Genomic DNA, 26,207 nt, shown 5'->3' on the forward strand with positions numbered 1-26,207 from the left:
GACAGCGCCGTAACGCAAGCTTACGTTAACGTAAAGGTGAGCGCCCTCCCCTGGCGCGCCACCCACACAAAAACAACGCCCACATTAAGGTGCCTGTCCATGAGTTACCCGTCCCTGAACTTCGCCCTCGGTGAAACCATCGACATGCTGCGCGAACAGGTGCAGCACTTCGTAGCCAAGGAAATCGCACCTCGCGCGGCACAGATCGACAGCGACAACCTGTTCCCCGCCGACCTGTGGCGCAAGTTCGGTGACATGGGCCTGTTGGGCATCACCGTGCCGGAAGAATACGGCGGCGCGGGCCTGGGTTACCTGGCCCACGTGGTGGCCATGGAAGAGATCAGCCGGGGGTCGGCCTCGGTGGCGTTGTCCTACGGTGCCCACTCCAACCTGTGCGTGAACCAGATCAACCGCAACGGCAATCACGCACAGAAACTCAAGTACCTGCCCAAACTGATCAGCGGCGAACACGTCGGCGCCCTGGCCATGAGCGAGCCGAATGCCGGCTCCGATGTGGTGTCGATGAAACTGCGCGCCGACAAACGCGGCGACCGCTTCGTGCTCAACGGCAGCAAGACCTGGATCACCAACGGCCCCGACGCCAACACCTATGTGATCTACGCCAAGACCGACCTGGAGAAAGGCGCCCACGGCATCACGGCGTTCATCGTCGAGCGCGACTGGAAGGGCTTCAGCCGCAGCAACAAGTTCGACAAGCTGGGCATGCGCGGCTCCAACACCTGTGAGCTGTTCTTCGATGACGTGGAAGTACCCGAAGAAAACATCCTCGGCACCCTCAACGGCGGCGTGAAAGTGTTGATGAGCGGCCTGGACTACGAACGCGTGGTGCTCTCCGGTGGCCCCACCGGGATCATGCAGGCGTGCATGGACCTGATCGTGCCCTACATCCACGACCGCAAGCAGTTCGGCCAGAGCATCGGCGAATTCCAGCTGATCCAGGGCAAGGTCGCCGACATGTACACCCAGCTCAACGCCAGCCGTGCCTACCTCTACGCCGTGGCCCAGGCGTGCGAGCGCGGTGAAACCACACGCAAGGACGCCGCCGGGGTGATCCTGTACAGCGCCGAACGCGCCACGCAAATGGCCCTAGACGCCATCCAGATTCTCGGCGGCAACGGTTACATCAACGAGTTTCCCGCCGGCCGCCTGCTGCGCGACGCCAAGTTGTACGAAATCGGCGCCGGCACCAGTGAGATTCGCCGGATGCTGATCGGCCGCGAACTCTTCAACGAAACCCGCTGAAGGAGCGCGCCATGGCCACCCTGCACACCCAGCTCAACCCACGCTCGGCGGAGTTCGCCACCAACAGCGCCGCCATGCGCCAGCAGGTCGATGCCCTGCACACCCTGCTCGCCCACGTGCAGCAAGGGGGCGGCGCCAAGGCCCAGGAGCGGCACACCTCGCGGGGCAAACTGCTGCCGCGCGAACGTATCAACCGCCTGCTGGACCCGGGCTCGCCGTTCCTGGAACTGAGCCAACTGGCCGCCCATCAGGTGTATGGCGAAGACGTACCGGCAGCCGGGGTGATCGCCGGGATCGGCCGTGTGGAAGGCGTCGAATGCATGATCGTTGCCAACGACGCCACGGTCAAAGGCGGCTCCTATTACCCGCTCACCGTGAAAAAACACCTGCGCGCCCAGACCATCGCCGAGCAGAACCGCTTGCCGTGCATCTACCTGGTGGACTCCGGCGGCGCCAACCTGCCACGCCAGGACGAAGTGTTCCCGGACCGTGAGCACTTCGGGCGGATCTTCTTCAACCAGGCCAACATGAGCGCCCAGGGCATCCCGCAGATCGCGGTGGTCATGGGCTCCTGCACGGCCGGTGGTGCCTACGTGCCGGCCATGGCGGATGAAGCGATCATGGTGCGCCAGCAAGCCACCATCTTCCTCGCCGGCCCGCCTTTGGTGAAGGCAGCCACGGGTGAAGTGGTCAGCGCCGAAGACCTCGGCGGTGCCGATGTGCACTGCAAGATCTCCGGCGTGGCCGACCACTATGCCGACAGCGACGAACACGCCCTGGCCCTGGCGCGACGCAGTGTGGCCAACCTCAACTGGCGCAAACAGGGCGAACTGCTGCAACGCACGCCGGTGGCGCCGCTGTACAGCAGCGAAGAGTTGTACGGGGTAATCCCGGCCGATGCCAAGCAGCCGTTCGACGTGCGCGAAGTGATCGCGCGGCTGGTGGACGGTTCGGTGTTCGATGAATTCAAAGCGTTGTTCGGCACCACGTTGGTGTGTGGTTTTGCGCACCTGCACGGCTACCCGATTGCGATCCTTGCCAACAACGGGATCCTGTTTGCCGAAGCCGCGCAGAAAGGCGCGCACTTTATCGAACTGGCCTGCCAGCGCGGGATTCCCCTGCTGTTCCTGCAGAACATCACCGGCTTCATGGTTGGCCAGAAGTACGAGGCCGGAGGCATTGCCAAACATGGCGCCAAGCTGGTCACCGCCGTGGCCTGCGCCAAAGTGCCGAAGTTCACCGTGATCATCGGTGGCAGCTTCGGGGCCGGCAACTACGGCATGTGCGGCCGCGCCTATGACCCGCGTTTCTTGTGGATGTGGCCGAATGCACGCATTGGCGTGATGGGCGCCGAACAGGCCGCCGGCGTGCTGGTGCAGGTCAAGCGTGAACAGGCTGAACGGGCCGGCAACGGGTTCAGTGCCGAGGAAGAAGCGGCGATCAAGCAGCCGATCCTCGACCAGTACGAAACCCAGGGTCACCCCTACTACTCCAGTGCCCGCCTGTGGGATGACGGCGTGATCGACCCGCTGCAGACCCGTGACGTGCTGGCCCTGGCCCTGTCCGCTTCGCTGAATGCCCCCATCGAGCCGAGCCGCTTCGGCGTGTTCCGCATGTAAATGGAGCTGTACCCCATGAGCGATTTCAACACCCTCGAACTGATCACCGACAGCCGTGGCTTTGCCACCCTGTGGCTCAGTCGCGAAGCCAAGAACAACGCGTTCAATGCCGAGATGATCCGCGAACTGATCATCGCCCTCGACCAGGTGCAGGGCGATCCGTCCCTGCGCTTTCTGGTGCTGCGCGGGCGCGGCAAGCATTTCAGCGCCGGGGCCGACCTGGCCTGGATGCAGCAATCGGCCGAGCTGGATTACCACACCAACCTGGATGACGCCCGCGAACTGGCGGAGCTGATGTACAACCTGGCCAAGTTGAAGATCCCTACGCTGGCGGTGGTACAAGGCGCGGCCTACGGCGGTGCGCTGGGCCTGATCAGTTGCTGCGACATGGCGATTGGCGCCGATGACGCGCAGTTCTGTTTGTCAGAGGTACGCATCGGCCTGGCACCGGCGGTGATCAGCCCGTTCGTGGTGCAGGCCATCGGCGAACGCGCGGCGCGGCGTTATGCCCTGACCGCCGAACGTTTCGACGGCCAACGCGCGCGGGAAATCGGCTTGTTGGCCGACAGCTACCCCGCCAGCGAGCTGGACCTGCAGGTGCAGCTGTGGGTCGCCAACCTGTTGCAGAACAGCCCGGCCGCCATGCGTGCCAGCAAGGACCTGTTGCGTGAAGTCGGGAACGGCGCGCTCACACCCGCCCTGCGCCGCTATTGCGAAAACGCCATTGCGCGGATTCGCGTCAGCGCCGAGGGCCAGGAAGGCTTGCGCGCGTTCCTGCAAAAACGCCCGCCCATCTGGCAAGCACAGGAGCCACGCTCATGAGCACACTGACCACCCTGCTGGTGGCCAACCGTGGCGAGATTGCCTGCCGCGTGATGCGCACCGCCAAAGCCATGGGCCTGACCACCGTGGCCGTGCACAGCGCCATCGACCGCGACGCGCGCCATAGCCGCGAAGCGGATATTCGCGTGGACCTGGGCGGCAGCAAAGCCACTGAAAGCTACCTGCAAATCGACAAACTGATCGCTGCCGCACACGCCAGTGGCGCCCAGGCGATCCACCCGGGCTACGGTTTCTTGTCGGAAAACGCCGGCTTCGCCCGCGCCATTGAAGCGGCGGGCCTGATCTTTCTCGGCCCGCCCGCCTCGGCCATCGATGCCATGGGCAGCAAATCGGCCGCCAAGGCGCTGATGGAAACCGCGGGTGTGCCGCTGGTGCCGGGTTATCACGGGCAAGCCCAGGACCTGGACACCTTCCGTGCCGCCTGCGAACGCATTGGCTACCCGGTATTGCTCAAGGCCACGGCCGGTGGCGGCGGCAAGGGCATGAAGGTGGTCGAGGAGGTCAGCCAACTGGGCGAAGCCCTGGCCTCCGCCCAGCGTGAGGCGCTGTCGTCCTTCGGCAACGGGCAAATGCTGGTGGAGAAATACCTGCTCAAGCCGCGCCACGTGGAGATCCAGGTGTTTGCCGATCAGCACGGACACTGCCTGTACCTCAACGAGCGCGACTGTTCGATTCAGCGTCGCCACCAAAAAGTGGTGGAAGAAGCCCCGGCGCCGGGCCTGAGCGTCGAGCAGCGCAAAGCCATGGGTGAGGCCGCCGTGCGCGCCGCCCAGGCCATCGGCTATGTGGGCGCCGGCACCGTGGAGTTCTTGCTGGATGCCCGTGGCGAATTCTTCTTCATGGAGATGAATACACGCTTGCAAGTGGAACACCCGGTGACCGAGGCGATTACCGGGCTGGACCTGGTGGCCTGGCAAATCCGTGTCGCACAGGGCGAGGCGCTGCCGATCACCCAGGAGCAGGTGCCGCTGATCGGCCATGCGATTGAAGTGCGCTTGTACGCTGAAGACCCGACGAATGATTTCCTGCCAGCCACCGGCCACCTGGCGCTGTACCGCGAATCTGCCCCAGGCCCCGGGCGGCGTGTGGACAGCGGTGTGGCGCAGGGAGACGACGTGTCGCCGTTCTACGACCCAATGCTCGGCAAGTTGATCGCCTGGGGCCAGGACCGTGAACAGGCGCGCCTGCGGTTACTGAGCATGCTTGATGAATTTGCCGTGGGCGGGCTCAAGACCAACCTGGGCTTTCTGCGTCGGATCATCGGCCATCCGGCCTTTGCGAGCGCCGAGCTGGATACCGGGTTTATTCCGCGTTACCAGGACCAATTGCTGCCGGCCGTTGGTGCCTTGAGCGATGAGTTCTGGCAGGCGGCGGGCGCCGCGTTTATGCAGAGCCTACCGGCCGGTGATGGGCCTTGGGCGGATACCCGAGGGTTCCGGGCGGGGCTACCCGCGGAGGTTTCCCTGCACCTGAGCTGCAATGGGCAGGATCGGTTGGTGACGTTGCAGGGGGATGCCTTCGCCTTGCGCGGCGAGCAATTGTCGTTCGAGCGCCAAGGCGTGCGTCGCGACCTTCTGGCCGTGCGCAGCGAGGGCAGCGTGTTCCTGCGCTGGGACGGCGAGATGCACGCCATCAGCCTGTTCGACCCGATTGCCGCAGTCGAGGCCAACCAGTCTCACCAGGGCGGCCTCACAGCGCCCATGAACGGCAGCATCGTGCGCGTGTTGGTTGAAGTGGGGCAAACCGTGGAAGCCGGCACGCAACTGGTGGTGCTGGAGGCGATGAAGATGGAGCACAGCATTCGCGCGCCCGAGGCCGGGGTGGTCAAGGCACTGTTTTGCCAGGAAGGCGAAATGGTCGCCGAAGGCAGCGCACTGGTGGAGCTGGAAACGGCGGGCTAGAACTTGGCCATGGCTTGCACGACGACGCCGAGGATACGGCAGTCGTCGGTGAACAGCTGCTTGGGATACGTTGGATTGAGTGGCATCAGGTAAAGCTGGCCGCTCTCTTCCCTCAACTGGCGGAAAGTAGCGCGGGTGCTGTTGGCCCATTGCGCAACCACCAGCTTACCGGGCTCGGCTTCGACGGCCGGGTCCACCAGGATCATCATGCCGGCGCCGATGCTCAAGCCGCTGGGGGCAGCCATGGCGTCGCCGGTGACGGGCAGCCAGAACGCCGCGCCGGCGCAGCGCTGATCCGTCAGTTCGAAGCGCCGGGTGTCATAGGTGGCGCGCTCTTCACGGGTTTCGCACAGGCTTTTCCAGTCGCTGACCGGGTAACGGAAATACGGGTTGTAGTGTTTCGCCGGTGACGGCTCGTGCGGGGCGCTTCGTTCGCGGATCTCCAGCGCCACTTCCAGGTCACCAAGCCCCAAGGCCTGCAACAGCCGGTTCATGTCTTCCAGGCTCGGCACGCGGCGCTTGTTCAACCAGTGGCCGACACCGCCCTGGGACATGCCCAGGCGTTCAGCCAGTTGATCCTGCGTGACCTTGCGGTCTTTCATGTTGGCCTTGACCAACGCTATCCAGTTATCCATGGGGCCTGACAATACGTCGCGTATTTTTCAGGGCAATAAACAGTTTGTAGTAATCCATAAAACGACATAAATACGATACGTACTATCATCGGTCATATGGTTTTCGACACCCCACCGGAGTACCGATCCTTATGACGACAAGCCCGTACCTATTGCCTGAAACCGCTGGAAACGATGAGTTGCACGACATGCGCAACAGCGGTGCCGCCCAACGCGCACTGGACTATTACCTGAAAGAAGACATGTCGGCCCCCATACCAGACGACACCTTGTTTGCCATCAAGCCCGGCATCAGTCAGGAGGAAGCCTTGGTGCATGCCTCCGACCTGCTGCGCAGTGCAGCGGCCACGGCCTATGAGTCCGCGAGCAACCATCACGGCAATCAACGCGACCTGGCATTTTCAGCGGTGTATTTGATCGATATGGCGAAGGCGATGGTGGAGCGGTCGTTGCAGGCGCAGCAGGCACCGGCAAACGTGTAACGGGCGCGAAAGAAAAATATTTCTATCCCACGGATAAAAACATTTGACTTGCAAATGATAATGATTATTATTGGACGTAGCTGATCGCGAGATCAGTCGATAGACCAAGGGACCTTAGGTCGGACTCTTGGAATATCTCCTCATCAGGCTAATCACGGTTTTTGACCCGGCTCTTTGGCCGGGTCTTTTTTTTGCCAGTTTCCCTGGCGTGGCTTCAGGCTAATGAAGACTGTGTGTTGCTTGATGGCGCGCATGGTAGCAAAAGACCATCGCCAAAAGAAAGCCGAACGAGCGCTCTAGCCCGGATCTTTAAGAAATAGCGCTTGAGAATCAATCTCATAGATTCTAAGCTGCTGTCGCGTCAAGGACGACGCCCCCCTCCCCCGTGCAACAATTTTGCATCAAGATTTCGCCTGACTCCTGTGTAAGATATCTGCCACAACACAGCTACCCAGGCGAACCGACCATGACCGTGGCCTTGACCTCCATCAAGATCAGCACCGACTTTGACAGCGGCAACATCCAGGTCCTGGATGCCAGCGACGCCTATCAATTGCTGCTGGCGATCAAACCTGACACCCGCAGCCCGCATTTCCAATGGTTCCACTTCAAGGCCGAAGGCATGCACGTGGGCCACACCCACACCTTCCGCTTGAGCAATGCGGGCCAGTCTTCCTATAAGCACGCGTGGAGTGGCTACAACGCAGTGGCGTCCTACGACCACATCAATTGGTTCCGTGTGCCCACGCGCTTTGATGGCGAGACCCTGCACATCAGCCTGGAAACCCGTGAAAAGCGTGCCTGGTTCGCCTACTTCGAGCCCTACAGCCGCGAGCGTCATGACTGGCTGATCGAGCAGGCCCTGAACCGTGCTGGCTCCCAGTTGCTGGCCACCGGCAAAAGTGCCGAAGGCCGTGACATCCCACTGCTGCGCCGAGGCAAAGGCGGCGAAGGCCGCCGTAACGTGTGGATCATCGCCCAGCAACACCCCGGCGAGCACATGGCCGAGTGGTTCATGGAAGGCATCATCGAGCGCCTGCAACAGGACGGTGACGCCGAACTGAAAAAACTCCTGTCCGTGGCCGACCTGTACCTGATTCCCAACATGAACCCGGACGGCGCCTTCCACGGCCACTTGCGCACCAACGCCATGGGCCAGGACCTCAACCGCGCCTGGCAGAGCGCCAGCCAGGCAATCAGCCCGGAAGTGCTGTTCGCCCAGGAGCAAATGGACAAGTACGGCGTGGACCTTTTCCTCGATATCCACGGTGACGAAGAAATCCCCTACGTCTTCACCGCAGGCTGCGAAGGCAACCCCGGCTACACCCCGCGCATCGAGGCGCTGGAAAAACACTTTCGCAGCCACTTGAGCGCCCTCACCCGCGACTTCCAGACCACCCACGGCTACACCCGCGACCTGCCGGGTGAAGCCAACATGACCCTGGCCTGCAACGCCGTTGGCGAGAAGTACGACTGCTTGTCCCTGACCCTGGAAATGCCCTTCAAGGACAACGACGACGCCCCCAACCCGAAAACCGGCTGGTCCGGTGAACGATCCAAGCAGTTGGGCAAGGACGTATTGAGCACCGTCGCCGACATCGTGACCACCCTGCGCTAACCCCTTGTAGGAGCCGGCTTGCCGGCGATGCGGTCCTTGATAACGGCAGAAATTTCAAGGACGCCATCGCCGGCAAGCCGGCGCCTACACGGTCAGCGTTTGCTGCCGGTCATGCTTTGCAACACACCGTCGCGTCGAATCAGCCCGTGGAACAACGCCGCCGCCAGGTGCAACAACACCGTCAGGAACAACAGGTAGGCGAGAAAGCCATGAGCCTTGCGCAACACCGCAAACAACGGCGCATTGGCCCCCACCAACCCAGGCAATTGCACCGAACTGCTGAGCATCACTGGGTCGCCCGCCGCCGAGATCATCGCCCAGCCCAGCACCGGCAACACCAGCATCAACGCATACAGCACTAAGTGGGACGCCTTGGCTGCCAGCACTTGCCACAGGGGCAAGTCCGTCGGCAACGGCGGCTGACGCGTCGAAAAGCGCACCACCAACCGCACGATCACCAGAGCCAGGATCGCGATCCCCAGCGGTTTGTGCAGGTGGATCAGCCACTCATGGCGCTCCGACACCGATGCCACCATGCCCGCGCCGATAAACAGCATCGCGATGATCATCAACGCCATCAGCCAGTGCAGCAGGCGCGCCAGAGGGGCAAAAAACCGCGGTTGACCATTCATGGCTTCGACTCCTGAGGGGCACTGTGCAAGGGGCTGACTTCACCGGCGCGGCGCACGTACGAGCTGGCATACGCCGCCGAGCGTGCGGCCAGCAGCGGGTCGTTGGAGGCTTCGATGCCACTGGGCAAAACCAGTGGATCAAAGTTGATATCACGGCAATCGCCGTCCGCTTGGGGTTGGCTGCTCTGCAGTACCAGGGTGCCGGCGTTCAACACCTTGTGTTCGCCGCTCCAGGCTTTGCTGGCATCGTCCAGTGGGTCGCCAGGGTTGGCCAGCGTCATGTTCAACTGCCAGCGCAACGGCCCCGAGGCCAGGCGCTGCACCAGGTCTTTTTCCAGGAAGTCGCTGCCCGCCGGTGCTACATCACCCGGCGCGTCCAGGCTCTGGGGCACGACGCCCCAACGTACCGCCTGGCGCTTGCCATCGGCGCCCACCAGGAAAAACGCGTTGATCCCGTTATAGGTTTCCGTTGCATAGCTGGCGGACGGCTTGGCCGTCTTGACCCATGCCAAAAACGGCGCGGTCTCAGGGTGCGCGGCAAAGAACGCCGGCATGTTCGCCGAGTTCGGCTTGCCGGTGGCCGGGTCGGGCGCGCCCGCTTGCAGCATCTGGTAGAACGCCTGCGGCGTGCCCACCGGGAACACCGGCATGCTGTTCATCCCGGTCCGCCACTGCTGGCCGTTGGCCTGGCTGAATTGCAACGCAAAGCTGCGGATCGGCACGCTGCTGTCCGGTGCATAAGGGTTACCGCTGGGCAAGGCAAACCGACCGATCACCGGGGTCTTGGCCTCGCTGAACACCTGGGCGCTGGAGTACGCACGCGCCTCTGGGCTGCTCTCGAAGTAACCTGCCACACACACACCCTTGGCATGGTTGCGCCGGAAGCCCGGGTGGATACCGTTATTGGTTTCCAGGGCATTGACCAGGGTCTTGGGCCGCAGGCGCTGTGGGTCAAGTGTGCCGTTGACGTAGGCAAATGCCCCGGCAACAACCGCAACCACGGCGCCGATACCGATGAGCCGTGCGATCAGGCTCGCCGTGCTCAACGGAGGACGAGGCGGTGATGAGTGATCTACCATGAAGAAACTCCAGGGCCAAAGGCCTTAGGGGTGGAACATAAGGTCGGAGCATTAAGACGAACGCCGATCTGCTCTATTCCCTGGCCCCGGATTTATTTTTAGGAGCGGGGAATAACCTTCAACGCCGGACGTCTCTCCAGTCCCAGCGTAGTGATCAGCCAGCCGACCATGCATGAACTCGACGAACAGTTACGTGAACTCATCCCCAGGTTGCGGCGTTTTGCCGTGTCCCTGACCCGTAACACCAGCAGCGCTGACGACCTGGTGCAATCGACCCTGGAACGGGCGATCATCCGCTGGGCCGACAAACGCCTCGAAGGCGACCTGCGCGCCTGGCTGTTCTCGATCCTCTACCGCCAGTTCCTTGATGCGCACCGTCGCAGCCGGCGCTATGCGCGCATGCTCGAATTCTTCACTGGCCGCGATGACGCGCAACCGTCGGTCGAACGCACGGTGATGGCCCAATCGACCCTGCAAGCCTTCGACCAGCTCAACACCGAACAGCGCGCCTTGCTGCTGTGGGTGTCGGTCGAAGGCTTGAGCTACAAGGAGGTGGCCGAGATCCTCGACGTGCCCATCGGTACCGTGATGTCGCGCCTGTCCCGGGCGCGCCAAGCCTTGCGTCAACTCAGTGATGGCGAAATAGCCAGTCCTTCCCTGCGGATACTCAAATGATCAGCCTGCCCCCCAGCGAACGCGATTTGCATGCCTACGTCGACCACCAACTGCTGGAGAGTGATCGCCGTGTGCTCGAAACCTACCTGGCCGCCCACCCCGACGTCGCCGCCCAGGTCCAGGCCTGGCAACAGGATGCGCAATTGTTGCGCGCGTCATTGAGCGGTGCCTTGCAGCAACCGGCCAACCCTGAGCTGGACCCTGCGCTGATTCGCCAGCGTATCCGGCACCAGTCCCGCCGCCACCTGGCAACGGCCGCCGTGTTGCTGATCGCCGTCAGCCTCGGCGGCATTGGCGGCTGGCATGCCCGCGAGGTCACTCAACCGCCGATGCTGCCAATGGCCGATGCGATGCAGGCATTTCGCCTGTTTGCTCAGGACGGCATCCTGCCCGCCGACTACAACACCCAGGGCAGCGGCAACATGCAGGCCTGGCTCGACCGTTACTTCAACCAGGCCCACCGCCTTCCCGACCTCAGCGCCTCCGGTTTCACGCCGGTCAGCGGGCGCCTGCTGACCACCGAATCCGGGGCGGCGGCGATGGTGATGTATGAAAACCGTGAAGGCCACAAGATCAGTTTCTACATCCGCCCACCGGGTCCGGAAAATAACTTCCTGCCCCGAGGCAGCCGCAGCGCCGACGGGTTGCAGGCCGAATACTGGTCCGGCGCCGGCTACAACTACGCGATGGTCAGCCCCAATGACGAGCCGACCGCGCGGCTGATCAAGCAGACGATCAAGTTCTAGAACCCCACGTCGAGCACCACGTTGTCGAGGTAGGTACCGCCCGGCGGCGTGGCCTGGTCGGTGTAGATCTTGGCGTTGTAGTTGAACACCTGGCTACCGGTGCCTAGGCCGTTGCCCGGGTTGACCTCCGCGGTGGAGCTGTCTCGCCGTGCAGCGCCGACACTGCCCCAGCGCGTGGTGCCGGCGCTCTTGAAGATGTCGTAAGCCAGGTAGTTGCTGCCCGAAATCATCCGCCGGCGCCCGCCCACGCTGACCGCGTTCTGGCCATCGCTCAAACCTACACTGTAGGCACTGCCCTTGGTGCAGGAGATGCTGATGGTCTGGCCAGTGACCGGGGTAAACGCGCTGATCACCGGTGCGCTGCCAAAGCTGATGTTGGGCGCGGTGATCTGGCAGTCGTTGGTGACGGTCATGCTCACCGTCAGCGTGCGGGTCTGGGGCGTAAGGTTTCTGTCACGCAGCACACACAAGGACCCTACCCCCAGGCCGATGCAGTAATCCCAGCTCCAGGCCAGGTTCAGCACTTCGGTGTAGACCCCCGCCGCCACGTTGCTGCCCGTGATGCTGGCGAAGTACAGCGGCATGGTCTTGTTGCCCGGCCCGCTCAACAGCCCGGCAGCGGTAGCCAGGCCATTGGGGCCGAAGTCGAACTGGCTGTTACGATTGATCGGAAAGTTGGTGGTGTTGTTGCCGTAGACCGTATAGCCGATCACATCACCGGTGGGGCCGACCAGGCCACCCGTCAGCGAGCTGATGGTCAGGTAGAAGTGATCGCTGGTGCCCAACGCGATCAGCGACGCCCCGCAGCTCAAGCCGGCGTTCTGGGTCGAACTGCCTTGCGAGGCCGTGCGCACGTTGATCGAACTGACCGAGCCAAAGCTGGCCGGTGTCGTCGCCACCACCGAACACAGTGCCATCGCCTGCCCCGACACCCCAAGGCTGGCGCTCGCCAACACGCTGTAAAGCCATCCCTTGCCCCTCACTCGCCCGCTCCTTGTTCAGTCGCTCATTGGCAAACCAACGGCCCGATCAGGGGCACGTCCGGTTGTTGCACGTCCATCTCGAAGGTCGCCTGGCAGGTACGCCCGCCCACCATCGTGACCTGCAATGTGTTGTGGGCCGCCAGGTTTTCCAGGTAGACCAGACCCTCCCAGCCCACCACCGCCTGGGTGTTGCTTTGCTCGTGCACCACCAGGCTGCCCAAGGGCAATTCCTGGTGCTGGCCGTCCACCAGGGTGATGCTCGCGGCGATCACCCGACGCAGCGGAAACTCCAGCAGGTAACCGCTGCCCCGGCGCACCGACACCCGCTGCTCCACGTTCGGGCTCTGGATATTCGGTGGCAGGTTGAGCGGGTCAATCTCATATTTGGCACGGTAGTAAGCGCTGCTCCAGGGCACCAGCAGGTGCCCGTTACGGTCGGTCTGGCCCACCAACTGATTCTCGTAGCGCACCGGAATCCCGGCGAAACCCTGGGTGCTCACCACCACAAAGGCATCGTTGATGCGGTTGGCGGCGAAGGTATCGCCGCCCATCCACACCAACGAACCGCTGGCATCCGCCCAGCGCGTCTCGGCATCACTGCTGCCGTATACACCGGCCTGCAACTGCACCGACTGCAAGCGCCAGGTCAGGTCGGCCTGGCGATAGGTCGGCCCGTCGCCCTGGGCGTAGCCGAGGTTGTAACCCACCCCGCCTTCGCTGGGCACCGAGCTGCTGTAGTTGATGCGCTGGCGACTGGCACCGTCCTTGCTGCGTTCGCTGCTCAGGGCCAGGCTGCCATTGAGGTCGAACGGGATCACCAGTTGTGCCTGCACGGCCCAGTTGCTGTCGCCGACCTCACGGTTGGCCGACAGGTAAAAACTGGTATTGCGCCACAGCGGCTTGCTCCAGCTCAGGTTGAGCAGACGCGTGCGCGAATCGTCCGCGGCCTGCACGTCGAAATAGCCCACGCCCAGGCTGCCGAAACGTTCCAGATTGAGGCTGAGCGTAACCTGTTCGCTGCGCTTGCTGAGGCTCGCGTAAGGGGTGTCCACCAAGGTCAGGTCAGCGTATTCGTTGTGCCGCTCCACACGCTGGTACGACAGGCTGTAGCGCGTGCTGTTGTACTGATAACCCAGGCTCAGTTGCTGGCCATTGCGACCGTCGAACTGGCTCTGACTGAGGGCTGTATTGAGGATGCCGAAGTTGCCCAGACGCAGATTGCCGCCCAGGCCACCGAGGGTCAGGTCACTTGACGCTTCGGCGTGGCTTTCCAGGGTCAGGTTGTCGGAGTAGCCATAGCGAAAGGTGCCACTGGCCACGCCCGGCCCATAGGCGAAATCCCGTACGGTGTAATCGCGGCGCAAGGTCCCGGCCGCCACAGAGAAATCCGTCAGCCCCTTTTGCAGCAAAGTGCTGGTGACATAGAACGGCACCGTGGTCGACACCTGGCGCCCCAAGGCGTCCGTAGTGACCACCACCGCCTCGCCGGCACCGTTGATAAAGGGCACGTTAGTGAGGGTGTACGGCCCCGGCTGCAACAAGGCGCTCTCGGATTTGTAGCCATTGATAAACAGGTCTACCGACGAGGGCACCGCCGCCTCGCCGGCAAACTGCGGCAACGGATACGTCACCAGGTCCGGTCGCACCGCGAAATCCCGCGAGAACTGCACCCCACCCAGACGTACCGAACTGCTCCAGGGCAGCGACCCGCTGATCACGTCGCCAGCCTCGTAAGTGAGCATCCGTTCGTCATCGGAGAAACGCCACGTCGTGTCATAACGGCGATAGCCGTTGTCGAGGGTGCTGTTGCTCACATTGCCCGACAGGGTTTGACGGTATTGCCCGGTGTTGGACAACGTGCCCCACGTGTCGAACAGCCGTACTTCGTTCCAGCCGGCCAGGTAGCTGCCACCTTCGTCGGTGTCGTTGAAGTACAGGTCATAGTTGAGCAAGGCACCGAAGCTGCTCATGGCCTGAGTGCGCGGGTAGGTGTTGCGGTTGCCGATGAACTGTTCCTGCAACCACGACGGCGGCACATCCAGCAACAGGCGTTGGCCGTTGCTGTCGTAGTCACTGTGCAGGCCGGGCAGCTTGTCCAGAGCGATGCTGCCGGTGGGATCACCGGGCAGTTTCATGCCGACGTCCTGCAGCGCGCTGACGGGCACATACAGCTCGCCCGCCCGTTGATCGACCGCGATGACGCGGCCGGTGTCCATCTGGTTGACCACCAGTTCCAGAAACAGCTGTGCATCGGCGACAGCCTCCATACTGCTCGGGGGCGGCGGCAGGTCGCCAGCCACCCCCGGAAGCGCCAACATCGCGCCCCACAGCCCGCTCACCACTGCCACCGACGGCCACATACAACGAGCCCGACCACGACTCACACATGGCGTTGTGTCCTTCAATGGACATCTCCATCCTGTTGAACCCGGGTTTACCCCGTCCCGCTGCCTACTCCGTTATCGCGCCGGCGCCAGGGCCTCCACCTGTGCCGCGCCATTGATCCGCACCTGCAACGGCTGGTCGGCTGACACCGCCTCCGGCACCGGCCAGCGCATCGTCGCGCCCGGCAGCACATAGCCCAGCAGGCCGTCCGCCACAGGTCGTGTCTGACCGCCTTGTTTGAACGACGCGTCGGTGAGTCGCGCATGCACGGCGCCCTGGTTGCGAACTTCGATGTAACTGCGCCCGGCAACCGAGACCTTGCGCCAGCTCAGATCCGGTTTGCCGGCGCCCTTGGGATCGCGCTGGCGCGTGGCGTCTTCCTTGCTCCACAGACCCGCGCCATACGCAAACAACGGCACCGAATAGCGCATCTGGAAGCGAATCGCCGCCGCCGTGTTCTTGCCTTCCGGTGGGGTCGGCACCTGCAAGGGCGAAGGGATTTCATCGATGATGATACGGTAGGCCAGCTCTTGCCCGGGTGGCACTTCACGGGTGCGCGTCAGGCGCACCAGCTGTTTCTGCCCCGGCTCGATCTTCGCTACCGGCGGGCTGCCTATTACGTCGCGCTGGTTCTGGTATTGCTCGTCGAAGCCGTTCTGGCTCCAGGCGAATACACGAATCTGCAAGTTGGCCGTCTCCGTGCCACGGTTTTCCAGCCACAACGCACTGGCCTGCTGGTCGGCCTCCAGCACCGGGTCGATCGGCCAGATCAGCACCGAACTGGCCGCCTGCACCGCCACCACATTGCTCAATGCCCCCGCCAACACAGCAAAACCCGCGGCCCACAACCGCCGGGAAGGTGAACACATAAAACCACTCCTCATACCCATAGCCCTACCACGACAATTGCACCTGCAACGTGTCGCTGTACGTCCCCCCAGGCTGGTTGCCCGGTAACTGCACCCGCCCGTAGATCGGCAGGCTGATGTTGTTTGCATCGCTGTAGGTCACGTTGACGCTCTGACTGATCCCCAGGCTTTGACTGAACGCTGCATCCTGAAACAACTGATACGCCACCCGTGCAGTGCCGGTATTGAGCTGCAAATTGCGCCCGGTGTTGCTGTGCAGGCCGCCGTTGACGCTCATGCTCAGCGTCACCCCCGGCGTGCATTGCAGGGTCACACCACCGATCAGGGCGGCGCTCACCGTACTGGTGGACAGCGCCGAATAACTGCCATAGGTCAGCGCCCCATAGTTGGAGCCGCCCCCCACCACCAGGCAGCCGGGGGTGACAGTGGCGCTCACCTGGAAGCTCTGGCTGGTCACCGCCGACAACGGCAGTGGCACCACCAGCCCGCACACCAGCAACGCCCTCACCCACCCTGACCGGGTCATGACGCTAGAACGTCAGTTCCACGGCCACGGTGTCGGTGTAGGTGCCCGCCGGCAGCCCCGCCTTGCCCACCGCACGACCGTAGAGATTCACGGTTTGCGCCACGCCGGTGCTGGTGGCGAGGGCGATCACGCCATCGATGGCCAGCAGCGAGGAATGCCCGCTGTCGGTGTAGAAGTCATAGGGCACAAAGTTGCCGAGACCATCGGCCAGCGCCCGAGTACCGCCGGCGGAGGCATTGTCATGGGCCCCCGCACGCACTTTGATGGTCGGCGCAGTCCCCGCCGAGCACAGCACCGACAACGCTCCGCCCGTACCGGTACCGCCCAGCAACTGGGCGTCGGCATTGGTGAACAGGCTGTTGGTAGTACCGAAGTTGAGGCTACCGAAGTTCAACCCGCTGGCCGCGCCAGAACCGTTGACCTGGCAACTGGCGATCAGCGTCAGGCTGGAGGTGATCTGGCCGGTCACGGTGGTGGCCGCATTGAGGCTGGAGGCCATTGCCAGGCCCAGCGCACAAACGCCTAAACGCGATACGAGTACATGCATGATATCCATCCTCATGGTTTACCAATCCAGAGTCACCGTCAGGGTGTCTGTGTAGATGCCGGCCGGTAAGGCCCTGGTATTCGCCACCACCGAGCCGAATACCGGAATGGGTATCTGCGCGCCCCGGGTCACGACGAAATTTCGCTGCTGGCCGATGTTGTAGGTGCTGTGTCCCAACGGATCGGCCGAAAGTCGATACGGTATGGTCTGGGTGCCGTTGCTCAGACGCCGCGTGGTGCCGTCACCGTGGGCGCCGCCGTCGATGGTCACGGTAAAGCTGCTGACCACCGAAGGGTTGCATGACACTGACAGCGGCGCCTTGTCGCCGTCGGTGACGCCCGCCGCCAAGGTGTTGTTCCAGGTCGGCCCCTGGCTGCCGAAGTCCAGGAGCGCTGTGCCACCTGTGGGACTCACCGGCGCACTTTCAACGCTGCTGACCTGGCAACTGGCGGTGATCACCAGGCGCGCATGAATCTGCCCGCTGGCGACCGCCGCCCAGGCGTCATCGGCGAGCAGCAACAAGCCGCCGAACGCCGCCAGGGCCAGGCTGCGACTCACCATGTGACGGTCACCTTGAGCAGGTCGCTGTAGCGACCAACGGCGGGAATTTCCTTGAGCGGCTCGATGCGCCCGTACAGCGGCAGGTCAACGCTCCCGGTATCAGGCACACGACCGCTGAGCGGCTCATTCACCGGCAGCGGAATGCGCCGCGCGGCGTCAGCGTAAAGACGGTAGGGAATGGGTTTGCTGGACGATGGCGTTGCGGCGGCGAGGTAGCGCACTTCGCCCGTGCCGCCATGCAGGCCGCCGTCGACGCGGACTTGGTAAGGGGTATCGGGGTTGCATTCCAGGCGCGGTTGCCGCTGGCTGATCAGGGCCGCACTCAGGGGGCCGGCCGGGTCATCCAGACGCGGGCCGCTGCCAAAATCCAGTACGCCAAGTTGCTCGATGCCAGCGCTGCGGGTGGTGCCCACCAACTGGCAACCCCGCTGCACGTCGATCCGCACCTCCACCTGGAGCTGCGCACCTGAAGCCGTGCTGCAGAGCATCGCGCCCATGACTGCCAATACCGCTCGTCCCTTCACTGCCCCAATTCCTTATACAGGGGTGACTGCTGTGTATGAGGTTAGCCATTCAGAGGGAAACTGCCAGTCTCGGCGGATTCAGCGTTGCGCCATGCCTTTTCGAGATAGGTGGTGGCACCCTTCTCTATTGGTCAAATCGTGACGGGCGCCCTAAAGTAGGTGACCATCGAAAGACAGAGTGACGTGTATTGGCCGTGCTTTCCCTTATCCGGCGCCTGCTCGGCAAACCCGCCGAAGCCCTGGCTGCGTCGCCGATCCCGGCGTTTTTCCAGGCCAAGGCCGCACAACAGGGCTATACCCTCAGCGCGGGCCAGACCCAGGCGATTGCCGCCCTGGCCCGCGAAACCGGGCACCTGCTCGCGGGCCAGCCCACCCGCAGCCTGTACCTGCACGGCCCGGTGGGGCGTGGCAAAAGCTGGCTGCTAGACGGTTTTTTCCAGGCCCTGCCGATTGCCGAAAAACAACGCGTACACTTCCACGCGTTCTTCGCCCAATTGCACCGGGGCATGTTCAAGCATCAGGCCGATGACGATGCCCTGGGTGTCACCCTGGATGAGCTACTGGCGGGCTGTCGCGTACTGTGCTTTGACGAGTTTCATGTCCACGACATCGGCGACGCCATGCTCATCAGCCGCTTGTTCAAGGCGCTGTTCCAGCGCCGCGTGCTGGTGCTGGTGACCTCCAACTACGCGCCCGAAGGGTTGTTGCCCAACCCGCTGTATCACCAGCGGTTCAAGCCGGTGATCGACCTGATCGCCGCGCGCATGGAGGTGTTGGAGGTCAGCTCGCCGCAAGACTTTCGCAGCCTGCCCCAGGCCCACGCGCAGCAGCGCTTCACCGGCGGCCAGTACGTGTGGCCCGGCAGCCTGGCGCAGCGCGAAGCCCTTGGCTTGCCCGCCGCCGATTGCCCGCCGCAACCGTTGCCCGTCGGCACCCGCCAGTTGACCTGCCGCAGCCGCCAGGGGCGCACCCTCGCTTTTACCTTCAATGATCTGTGTGAGCAGCTCACTGCCGTGATGGATTACCTGCTGCTGTGCCAGGACTTCGACCACTGGATCATCGACGGGCTGCCGCACCTGGCCGACAGCCCGATTGCTGTGCAGCAGCGTTTCATCAACCTGGTGGACGTGCTCTACGATCAGGACAAGCGCCTCACCCTGATCGGTCGGCAGCCCTTGGCAGAGTCGCTGGAGGGACAGGCCATCGACCTGGCCCGCACCGCCAGCCGCCTGGGCCAATTGCAATCGGTGAGCCCGCAACACTCGCCCGACCCGGTATCATGAGCGCCATTTACGCACCCTTGCCGAGTGATCGCGCCGTTCATGAATACCCTCGCCCAACTCAAGGCCGGCCAGTTGGCCGGCATCAAACGCCTGGACCTGTCCTGCGGACTGACTGAATTCCCGCCGGAAATCTTCGAACTGGCCGACTCGCTGGAAATTCTCAACCTCACGGGCAACACCCTGAGCCGCCTGCCCGACGACCTGCACCGCCTCACGCACCTGCGCGTGCTGTTCTGCTCGGAGAACGCCTTTACCGAACTGCCGGAATGCCTGGGCCAGTGCGCCAACTTGAGCATGATCGGCTTCAAGGCTAACCAGATCAGCCTCGTGCCCGCCGCTGCGTTGCCGCCGTTGTTGCGCTGGCTGATCCTCACCGATAATCACATCAGCGAACTGCCGGACGAACTGGGCGAGCGGCCCTTGCTGCAAAAACTGATGCTGGCCGGCAACCGGCTCACGGCGCTGCCCCGGAGCCTGGTCAACTGCAAGAACCTGGAACTGCTGCGCATCGCCTCCAATCGCTTTACCCAGTTGCCACAGTGGCTGTTGACGCTGCCAAGCCTGACCTGGCTGGCCTACGCGGGCAACCCGGTGGAAATGGCGGTGGACGTGTCGGCCGATGACGCGACGCCGGATATTGCCTGGTCGGACCTGGAACTGGCCGAGGTGCTGGGCGAAGGCGCTTCGGGCATTATCCGCAAGGCGCTATGGAAGCCCGCCGCCAAGCCGGTCGCGGTCAAGCTGTACAAAGGCACGATCACCAGCGATGGCTCGCCGTTGCACGAAATGCAGGCCTGCATCGCGGCCGGGCTGCACCCGAACCTGATCAAGGTCGAAGGCCGCGTGGTCGGCCATCCGGAGGGCCAGGCTGCACTGGTCATGGACCTGATCGACCCAAGCTACCGCAACCTCGCGGCCCTGCCGAGCCTGGCGTCGTGCACCCGCGACATTTATGAGCCGGGTAGTCGCTTTAGTCTCGAAGTAGCGCTGCGCATGGCGCGGGGGATTGCTTCGGTGGCGGCCCACTTGCACCGGCATGGCATCACCCACGGCGATCTCTACGGCCACAACATCCTGTGGAATGAAGCCGGCGATTGCCTGCTGGGGGATTTTGGCGCGGCGTCGTTCCATGCCACGGCGGATACCGAGGAAACCCGCGCATTGCAGCGGATCGAGGTCAGGGCATTCGGGGTGTTGCTGGGGGAATTGTTGGAGCGGGTCGAGACGGGGTCGGTCGATCAAGCGCTGATCACATTGCAGGAACGGTGCTGCCAGCCGGATGTGCTCGCACGACCAGCCTTCAGCGAAATCGAAACCACCCTTGTCTCTATACAACACCCCTAAACCAATGTGGGAGCGGGCTTGCTCGCGAAGGCGGAGTGTCAGTCGCCCGAATGATTGACTGATACACCGCCTTCGCGAGCAAGCCCGCTCCCACATTTAGATCACATTCATAGCTACAGATCAGCCCGCCAGGCCGACAAACATGTCCTGCACGTCGTCATGGTTGTCCAGGCCTTCCAGGAAGGCTTCAACTTCAGCCATCTGCTCGTCGGTCAGGCCGCTCACCGGGTTCTTCGAGATATACCCCAGCTTGGCCGACAGCACGGTGAAGCCCTGTTCCGGCAGTGCTTTTTGCACGGCATCCAGGTCGGTGGTCTCGGTGATGAACAGGGTGGAACCCTCTTCTTCGCCGTCTTCGAAATCCTGGGCGCCGGCTTCGATGGCAGCCATTTCCGGGTCGGCGTCCGGGGTGTCCGGCGAGGCTTCGATCAGGCCGACATGGTTGAAGTCCCAGGCCACGGAGCCGGAAGCGCCGAGCTGGCCCTTGCGGAAGGCCACGCGGATTTCCGCCACGGTGCGGTTGATGTTGTCGGTCACGCACTCAACGATCAGCGGCACCTGGTGCGGCGCGAACCCTTCGTAGGTCACGCGGTGGTACTGCACGGTTTCACCCAGCAGGCCAGCGCCTTTCTTGATGGCGCGGTCCAGGGTTTCCTTGGGCATCGAAGCCTTTTTGGCCTGCTCCACTACCAGACGCAGGTGGGCGTTGGTGGCGGTGTCGGCGCCGTTGCGGGCGGCGATGGTGATTTCTTTCACCAGCTTGCCGAAGATCTTGCCCTTGGCATTGGCTGCCGCTTCTTTATGTTTGACTTTCCACTGTGCGCCCATGACTCACTCTCTTCTATCCATCGCGCCCAAACGTCTACTGGCCGGCGCTTTGGGGGCAGAGTTTATAGCGCAAAAACCCATCGTTCCACCAAAAACCGTCAGGGCGCCAGCTCGAAAAAGGCTTGGATCAATCGCAGCGATCGGCGCCGCTCCATGCAGCCCAGCATGTGCCGGTTCACCAGCCCCTCGCCCTGCAGCGCAACCGCACGCACCCTCGGGTCCTGGCTGACTTCCATCGACGACACCACCCCCACCCCCAGCTCGGCGGCGACGGCTTCGGTCACCGCTTCACGGCTGTCCAGCTCCAGCAGCACCTTGGGCTGCACCGCAGCTGCCAGGCAGGCGTTGTCGAAGGTGCGCCGAGTGATGGAACTGGGCTCACGCAGCACCATGATCACCTCGTTCAGTTGCTCCAGGCGAATGCCCGCCTTCTCGGCCGTCCACGGGTGCCCGGCCGGCACCAGGGCGCAAATCCGCGACTCGCTCAACGGCTGCAGGTGCAAGCCAGTGCGCGGTTCCACTTCGGTGAGCACGGCCACATCGGCATGCTCGGACAACAGCGCCGCCAGGGTTTCCTGGGCGTTGCCCAGGCGCAGGTTGACGGTGATGCCGGGGTAGCGCGCACGCAGGCTGGCGATCATCGGCATCACCAGGTGCGGACCATCGGCTGCCACTTCCAGGCGTCCGGTGAGCAGTTGTCGATTGGCCTCCAGCAGCGCCTGCGCTTCGTCCACCAACCCAAAGATCGCCCGGGTGATAGCCGCCAGGCGCGTGCCCCCCTCGGTCAACTCCACGCGACGGGCAGTACGGCGCAACAGCGGGATCTGGTAGTACTCCTCCAGGGCCTTGATATGCCCGGTCACCGCCGGCTGGCTGATAAACAGCCGCGCCGCCGCACGGGTAAAGCTGCCCTCGCGGGCCACGGCATCGAATGCACGCAATTGGAACAGGTTCATAGCTATCGGCCTCGCTGATAGCTCGCATAACAACAAACAATTTGATTGATAACAAGCCAAACTGCAATTTAGGCGCCGTAGATTCAACCCCGATGCTTTGCGAGGACTTGAGATGACCACTGCCGCGCCGATCCTGCTGACTCCCGGCCCCCTGACCACCTCCCACCGCACCCGTCAGGCGATGATGATGGACTGGGGTTCGTGGGATGAGCGCTTCAATCAGCTTACCGCCAGCGTCTGCGAGCAATTGCTGGCAATCATCGACGGTGCGACCAGCCACCACTGCGTGCCGTTGCAAGGCAGCGGCACCTTCGCCGTCGAAGCCGCCATCGGCACCCTCGTACCACGCAATGGCAAAGTGCTGGTGCTGGTCAATGGCGCGTACGGCAAGCGCCTGGCGAAGATCTGCGAAGTGTTAGGCCGCGACTTCAGCACCTTTGAAACCGCCGAAGACGAACCCACCTCCGCCGCCGACGTCGAGCGCCTGTTGCTCGCCGACCCCAGCATCACCCACGTCGCGTTGATCCACTGCGAAACCAGCACGGGTATCCTCAACCCACTGCCGGACATCGCCCAGGTCGTGAAACAGCACGGCAAGCGCTTGATCATCGACGCCATGAGTTCCTTCGGCGCACTCACCATCGACGCCCGCCACGTGCCGTTCGACGCCTTGATCGCCGCCTCGGGCAAGTGCCTGGAAGGTGTGCCGGGCATGGGTTTTGTCTTCGCCGACAAGCAGGCACTGGCCGCCGCCGAAGGCAATTGCCACTCCCTGGCGATGGACCTGTTCGACCAGCACGCCTACATGGCCAAGACCGGCCAATGGCGATTCACCCCGCCGACCCATGTGGTGGCGGCGCTGCACGAAGCGTTGTTGCAATACCACGAAGAAGGCGGCCTGCCCGCGCGGCACCAACGTTACGCGGGCAACTGCCAGGCATTGCTGGACGGCATGACCGCACTGGGTTTGCGCAGCTTCCTGCCGGCCGCGATCCAGGCGCCGATCATCGTCACCTTCCACGCCCCCAAAGACCCGCGTTATCAGTTCAAGGACTTCTACGAACGGGTCAAGGCCAAGGGTTTCATCCTTTACCCGGGCAAGTTGACCCAGGTTGAGACCTTCCGCGTGGGCTGCATCGGGCATGTGGATGCAGCCGGGATGCGGGCTGCCGTGACGGCGATCGCCGAGGTGCTGCAGGAAATGGAAATACTCGACATCTGACACCCCTCACCGGCGATGGCGTCCTCACGATCGCTATCGCCGGCAAGCCGGCTCCTACAGTTCCCAATTTGACCCACAGGATTTGTGTATGAACTATCAGAACCCCAACACCCTTCAGGCTGTCATTCTTGACTGGGCCGGCACCGTGGTCGACTTCGGCTCGTTCGCGCCCACCCAGATCTTTGTCGAGGCGTTTGCCGAGTTCGACGTGCAGGTCTCCATCGAAGAAGCCCGTGGCCCGATGGGCATGGGCAAGTGGGACCACATCCGCACCCTCTGCGACCAACCCCAGGTTGCCGAGCGCTATCGCAAGGCGTTTGGCCGCACGCCGACCGACGATGATGTGACCGCCATCTACCAGCGCTTCATGCCGCTGCAGATCGAGAAAATTGCCGAGCACTCGGCGCTGATCCCCGGCGCCCTGGACACCATTGCGCGCCTGCGGGTGCAAGGCATCAAGGTGGGTAGCTGCTCCGGCTACCCCAAGCAAGTCATGGATAAAGTCGTCGCCCTGGCCGCCACCAACGGCTATATCGCCGACCACGTGGTGGCCACCGACGAAGTGCCCAACGGTCGCCCATGGCCGGCCCAGGCCTTGGCCAACGTGATCGCGCTGGGCATTGACGATGTGGCGGCGTGCGTCAAGGTTGACGATACCGTGCCAGGCATACTCGAAGGCCGCCGCGCCGGCATGTGGACCGTGGCCCTGACCTGCTCCGGCAATGCCCTGGGCCTGACCTACGAGCAGTTCCGCGCGCTGGATGCCGCCACCCTGACCAGCGAGCGCAAGCGCATCGAGGCGATCTTCGAGGGCTCGCGCCCGCACTACCTGATCGACACCCTCAACGACCTGCCGGCGGTCATCACCGATATCAACAAGCGCCTGGCCCGCGGTGAAATGCCGCAAAGCCACTGATAGAGGTCAACACAACGGCATTCACGCCAGGCAAACCACTCAAAACCGGCATACAGTTAAACCACTGCGTCATCCAAGAACGCAATGTTGTCCTGTGATGAAACTGTACCTGTGGCGAGGGAGCTTGCTCCCGCTGGGGCGCGAAGCGACCCTGAACAGGGGGCTGCTACGCAGCCCGACGGGAGCAAGCTCCCTCGCCACAGGTTTGCCCTGATGAGTGAGGAACCCAGCGATGCCGTGGAAAAACTCCGATACGCGCTACAGCACCATGTCGATCGCGTTGCACTGGTTGATGGTGGTGCTGCTGGCGGTGGTCTACGCCTGCATTGAGTTACGCGGCCAATTCCCCAAAGGCAGTGGCGGGCGAACGTTGATCGTTGAAATGCACTTCATGTTCGGCCTCACCGTGTTTGTGCTGGTGTGGCTGCGCCTGTTCGCCCGCAGCCTGGGAGTGGCGCCGAAGATCGTACCAGCACCGCCGGCATGGCAGAGCCTGCTGGCCACCCTGATGCACTTCGCGCTGTATGCCTTGATGATCGGCATGCCGATTGCCGGCTGGCTGATCGTCAGCGCCGAAGGGCATTCGGTGATGTTCTACGGCATGGAGTTGCCGCCGCTGATCGCCGAGAACAAAGCCCTGGCCAAGCAGATCGAAGGCTGGCATGTGCTGTTCGGCAAGATCGGCTACTGGCTGATTGGCCTGCATGCTCTGGCGGGTATCTTTCATCATTATGTGCTGCGCGATAACACTGCCTTGAGAATGATGCCAGGTGGGAGCGGGCTTGCTCGCGAAGGCAGCGGAACAGCCACCAAAACAGTTGACTGATAGACCGTATTCGCGAGCAAGCCCGCTCCCACAGGGGATCTGCGCTAGGCTGCAAAGCCGCGGCGGCCTTGCAGGCCTCCGGTGTGGACGAAAATCAGGCGGGTGCCGGGGCTGAAGCGTCCGGCTTCGATCTGTTGTTTCAACGCCAACAATGCCTTGCCGGTGTAGAGCGGCTCCAGCGGCAGGCCGCAGGCGCGTTCGGTGGTGTCGATGAAGTCGAGCAGCAGCGGGTCGACCTTGGCAAAGCCCCCTCGGCTGGCGTCCAACAGCTCATAACCACCCCGCACGATGGCGTCGACATTCTGGGCGACACCGTGATCATCGGGCACGGCCATGGCGCCGTACACCGGGTGCGCGCCGGCCTCCGCCAGTGCCAAGCCCGCCAAGGTGGTGCCGGTGCCCGCTGCCAGCCACCAGGCGTCGTAATCGTCCCAGCCGAGCGCCGCCAGTTGCCCGCGCACCTGCTCAACCAGCTCCGCACACCCCATTGCTCCCGCCCGCCCACCGCCCCCTTCGGGCACGGGATGAAAATCCGGGTACTGCTCACGCCAGGGCGCCCAGAAACCCGGCGCATGGCGCGCGCGGTAGCCGCCATAACCGAGCCAATGCAGTTGCATGCCAAAGGCTTTCAGATCGAGAACGGTGGGGGTGTCTTGCGGGTGGCCGCGCAGCAGGCCGACAGTGGGAAACCCAAAGCGTTTCCCCGCTGCCGCCACGGCGTGCAGATGATTGGAGTAAGCGCCGCCCAAGCTGATAAGGCCGCTGGCGGCTTGCGCCTGGGCCAGGTGCCCGGTGAGCTTGAACCACTTGTTGCCGCTGATCAGCGGATCGATGCGGTCCAGGCGCAGCACCGCCAGCTCGACACCTCTGAGCCAGTCCAACTGCAAGGGCTCAAGCGGTGCCTGGGGAAGCCAATCGAACGGACCCATCGGGGAACATCTGCA

General features: G+C 63.2%; 26 protein-coding genes. 13 read left to right on the top strand and 13 right to left on the bottom strand.

Annotation, left to right across the window (positions count from 1 at the left end):
• The first annotated feature begins 99 nt into the window (after positions 1-99).
• From M2394_RS27520 to M2394_RS27535, 4 genes are read left to right on the top strand one after another with little or no spacing between them, the layout of a single operon-like run.
• Entirely contained in the window at positions 100-1,263 is a 1,164-nt protein-coding gene (locus M2394_RS27520) for an isovaleryl-CoA dehydrogenase (protein WP_178918859.1), read from the top strand.
• A gap of 11 nt (positions 1,264-1,274) precedes the next feature.
• Positions 1,275-2,882 carry a carboxyl transferase domain-containing protein gene (locus tag M2394_RS27525; RefSeq protein WP_259175294.1) on the top strand — a complete coding sequence of 536 codons (1,608 nt, stop codon included), beginning with the start codon at positions 1,275-1,277 and terminating at the stop codon, positions 2,880-2,882.
• Positions 2,883-2,897: 15 nt separating this feature from the next.
• Entirely contained in the window at positions 2,898-3,704 is an 807-nt protein-coding gene (locus M2394_RS27530) for a gamma-carboxygeranoyl-CoA hydratase (protein WP_259175296.1), read from the top strand.
• Positions 3,701-5,626: an acetyl/propionyl/methylcrotonyl-CoA carboxylase subunit alpha gene (locus M2394_RS27535; protein ID WP_259175297.1), complete on the top strand. Its 1,926-nt coding sequence runs from the start codon at positions 3,701-3,703 to the stop codon at positions 5,624-5,626. Before M2394_RS27530 ends, M2394_RS27535 begins: the two co-directional genes overlap by 4 nt.
• Here the strand turns inward: M2394_RS27535 and M2394_RS27540 are convergent.
• Positions 5,623-6,261: a LexA family transcriptional regulator gene (locus tag M2394_RS27540; protein WP_178918853.1), complete on the bottom strand. Its 639-nt coding sequence runs from the start codon at positions 6,259-6,261 to the stop codon at positions 5,623-5,625. The genes M2394_RS27535 and M2394_RS27540 overlap by 4 nt on opposite strands.
• 131 nt (positions 6,262-6,392) lie before the next feature.
• Between M2394_RS27540 and M2394_RS27545 the strand changes: the two genes are divergently transcribed.
• Both M2394_RS27545 and M2394_RS27550 read left to right on the top strand, forming a co-directional pair.
• Positions 6,393-6,743, top strand: a complete 351-nt coding sequence (locus tag M2394_RS27545) for a DUF3077 domain-containing protein (RefSeq protein ID WP_259175299.1) — start codon at positions 6,393-6,395, stop codon at positions 6,741-6,743.
• 466 nt (positions 6,744-7,209) lie between these two features.
• Positions 7,210-8,361, top strand: a complete 1,152-nt coding sequence (locus M2394_RS27550; RefSeq protein ID WP_178918851.1) for a carboxypeptidase family protein — start codon at positions 7,210-7,212, stop codon at positions 8,359-8,361.
• A gap of 92 nt (positions 8,362-8,453) precedes the next feature.
• Here M2394_RS27550 and M2394_RS27555 read toward each other — a convergent pair whose 3' ends face one another.
• Both M2394_RS27555 and M2394_RS27560 read right to left on the bottom strand, forming a co-directional pair.
• Entirely contained in the window at positions 8,454-8,993 is a 540-nt protein-coding gene (locus tag M2394_RS27555) for a cytochrome b (RefSeq protein ID WP_259175300.1), read from the bottom strand.
• Entirely contained in the window at positions 8,990-10,072 is a 1,083-nt protein-coding gene (locus M2394_RS27560) for a catalase family peroxidase (protein WP_259175301.1), read from the bottom strand. The genes M2394_RS27555 and M2394_RS27560 overlap by 4 nt, the downstream gene beginning before the upstream one ends.
• Before the next feature lie 168 nt (positions 10,073-10,240).
• Between M2394_RS27560 and M2394_RS27565 the strand changes: the two genes are divergently transcribed.
• Both M2394_RS27565 and M2394_RS27570 read left to right on the top strand, forming a co-directional pair.
• On the top strand, positions 10,241-10,747 hold the full coding sequence (locus M2394_RS27565; RefSeq protein WP_178918848.1) for a sigma-70 family RNA polymerase sigma factor: 507 nt from the start codon (positions 10,241-10,243) through the stop codon (positions 10,745-10,747).
• The gene (locus tag M2394_RS27570) at positions 10,744-11,493 is read left to right on the top strand and encodes an anti-sigma factor (RefSeq protein WP_259175302.1); all 750 of its coding nucleotides are present in this window, start codon (positions 10,744-10,746) and stop codon (positions 11,491-11,493) included. The genes M2394_RS27565 and M2394_RS27570 overlap by 4 nt, the downstream gene beginning before the upstream one ends.
• Here the strand turns inward: M2394_RS27570 and M2394_RS27575 are convergent.
• The 7 genes from M2394_RS27575 to M2394_RS27605 all read right to left on the bottom strand — a co-directional run bounded on the left by M2394_RS27575 (position 11,490) and on the right by M2394_RS27605 (position 17,852).
• Positions 11,490-12,476 (bottom strand): spore coat U domain-containing protein, encoded by a 987-nt coding sequence (locus M2394_RS27575; protein WP_178918846.1) that lies wholly within the window; start codon positions 12,474-12,476, stop codon positions 11,490-11,492. The two genes, M2394_RS27570 and M2394_RS27575, sit on opposite strands and share 4 nt — an antisense overlap.
• A 23-nt stretch (positions 12,477-12,499) precedes the next feature.
• The gene (locus M2394_RS27580) at positions 12,500-14,836 is read right to left on the bottom strand and encodes a fimbria/pilus outer membrane usher protein (protein ID WP_259175304.1); all 2,337 of its coding nucleotides are present in this window, start codon (positions 14,834-14,836) and stop codon (positions 12,500-12,502) included.
• Positions 14,837-14,935: 99 nt separating this feature from the next.
• The gene (locus tag M2394_RS27585; protein ID WP_178918844.1) at positions 14,936-15,730 is read right to left on the bottom strand and encodes a molecular chaperone; all 795 of its coding nucleotides are present in this window, start codon (positions 15,728-15,730) and stop codon (positions 14,936-14,938) included.
• A 25-nt stretch (positions 15,731-15,755) separates the two neighbouring features.
• A complete protein-coding gene (locus M2394_RS27590) occupies positions 15,756-16,256 on the bottom strand; it encodes a spore coat U domain-containing protein (RefSeq protein ID WP_178918843.1) in 501 nt (166 codons plus the stop codon).
• Positions 16,257-16,260: 4 nt separating this feature from the next.
• A complete protein-coding gene (locus M2394_RS27595; protein WP_178918842.1) occupies positions 16,261-16,803 on the bottom strand; it encodes a spore coat U domain-containing protein in 543 nt (180 codons plus the stop codon).
• Positions 16,804-16,821: 18 nt separating this feature from the next.
• Entirely contained in the window at positions 16,822-17,364 is a 543-nt protein-coding gene (locus M2394_RS27600) for a spore coat U domain-containing protein (protein WP_259175307.1), read from the bottom strand.
• A complete protein-coding gene (locus tag M2394_RS27605) occupies positions 17,358-17,852 on the bottom strand; it encodes a spore coat U domain-containing protein (protein ID WP_178918905.1) in 495 nt (164 codons plus the stop codon). The genes M2394_RS27600 and M2394_RS27605 overlap by 7 nt, the downstream gene beginning before the upstream one ends.
• A 224-nt stretch (positions 17,853-18,076) precedes the next feature.
• Here M2394_RS27605 and zapE point away from each other — a divergent pair, with 224 nt between their 5' ends.
• Both zapE and M2394_RS27615 read left to right on the top strand, forming a co-directional pair.
• Complete coding sequence (gene zapE / locus M2394_RS27610) at positions 18,077-19,171, top strand: cell division protein ZapE (protein WP_178918840.1); 1,095 nt, start codon at positions 18,077-18,079, stop codon at positions 19,169-19,171.
• Positions 19,172-19,210: 39 nt separating this feature from the next.
• Complete coding sequence (locus M2394_RS27615; protein WP_259175309.1) at positions 19,211-20,515, top strand: protein kinase; 1,305 nt, start codon at positions 19,211-19,213, stop codon at positions 20,513-20,515.
• A gap of 120 nt (positions 20,516-20,635) precedes the next feature.
• On the opposite strand, the gene M2394_RS27620 is transcribed toward M2394_RS27615, so the two are convergent.
• Positions 20,636-21,343: a YebC/PmpR family DNA-binding transcriptional regulator gene (locus M2394_RS27620; protein ID WP_016974084.1), complete on the bottom strand. Its 708-nt coding sequence runs from the start codon at positions 21,341-21,343 to the stop codon at positions 20,636-20,638.
• A 98-nt stretch (positions 21,344-21,441) separates the two neighbouring features.
• Positions 21,442-22,299: a LysR substrate-binding domain-containing protein gene (locus tag M2394_RS27625; RefSeq protein WP_259175310.1), complete on the bottom strand. Its 858-nt coding sequence runs from the start codon at positions 22,297-22,299 to the stop codon at positions 21,442-21,444.
• A gap of 112 nt (positions 22,300-22,411) precedes the next feature.
• Between M2394_RS27625 and M2394_RS27630 the strand changes: the two genes are divergently transcribed.
• From M2394_RS27630 to M2394_RS27640, 3 genes are all read left to right on the top strand, one after another.
• The gene (locus M2394_RS27630) at positions 22,412-23,521 is read left to right on the top strand and encodes a 2-aminoethylphosphonate--pyruvate transaminase (RefSeq protein WP_259175311.1); all 1,110 of its coding nucleotides are present in this window, start codon (positions 22,412-22,414) and stop codon (positions 23,519-23,521) included.
• An 88-nt stretch (positions 23,522-23,609) separates the two neighbouring features.
• Entirely contained in the window at positions 23,610-24,437 is an 828-nt protein-coding gene (phnX, locus tag M2394_RS27635) for a phosphonoacetaldehyde hydrolase (protein WP_259175312.1), read from the top strand.
• Positions 24,438-24,669: 232 nt separating this feature from the next.
• Positions 24,670-25,263 carry a cytochrome b gene (locus M2394_RS27640; RefSeq protein ID WP_259175314.1) on the top strand — a complete coding sequence of 198 codons (594 nt, stop codon included), beginning with the start codon at positions 24,670-24,672 and terminating at the stop codon, positions 25,261-25,263.
• Between the two features lie 44 nt (positions 25,264-25,307).
• Here the strand turns inward: M2394_RS27640 and M2394_RS27645 are convergent, their stop codons facing one another.
• The gene (locus M2394_RS27645) at positions 25,308-26,192 is read right to left on the bottom strand and encodes a 1-aminocyclopropane-1-carboxylate deaminase/D-cysteine desulfhydrase (RefSeq protein ID WP_259175315.1); all 885 of its coding nucleotides are present in this window, start codon (positions 26,190-26,192) and stop codon (positions 25,308-25,310) included.
• Positions 26,193-26,207 lie beyond the last annotated feature (15 nt).

It is taken from the genome of Pseudomonas sp. BIGb0164, from assembly GCF_024810135.1.
Classification (GTDB): domain Bacteria; phylum Pseudomonadota; class Gammaproteobacteria; order Pseudomonadales; family Pseudomonadaceae; genus Aquipseudomonas.